Origin of the sequence: Ochrobactrum sp. SFR4, assembly GCF_019730395.1 — a bacterium.
Lineage (GTDB): Bacteria > Pseudomonadota > Alphaproteobacteria > Rhizobiales > Rhizobiaceae > Pseudochrobactrum.
Map to the genome: position 1 here is coordinate 1 of NZ_JAAPBB010000236.1, position 426 is coordinate 426.

The following is a 426-nucleotide window of genomic DNA, read 5'->3' on the forward strand; positions in this document are numbered from 1 at the left end:
TGGATGCCAATATTCAGGATATGCATAAAGACGGGACGATTGCGGCAATCCTGAAATCCTATGGTCTGGATGAAAAAGCAGGTGACACCGGCGAGCCGATGTTGATCGAATAGACGCGTTTACAGAGGCGGAGCAGCAGTTGAATTCTTTATGCCTACGGCAAAAAGGACAGCCATTATTGCTCCGCTCTTTCAATGAAGAATGACACAGTCCGTTTCATAAGGTGCTTATCATGACGCTCGACAGTTACTATTTGCTTGGCCGGTCGGGGTTACGCGTCAGTCGCCTTGCACTGGGCACAATGACCTTTGGCAATGCCGGTATTCGGGGCATTGGCGGCTCTTGGGGAACAGATGAAAATAATGCCCGTGCTATTTTTCATTACTATATCGATAAGGGCGGTAACTTTATCGATACGGCTAATTC

General features: G+C 47.9%; 1 pseudogene. It reads left to right on the forward strand.

Features of this window, described 5'->3' with window-relative positions:
- Positions 1 to 232: 232 nt before the first annotated feature.
- Positions 233 to 426 (forward strand): annotated as a pseudogene (locus HBA93_RS18780) (aldo/keto reductase); the annotation flags it as partial.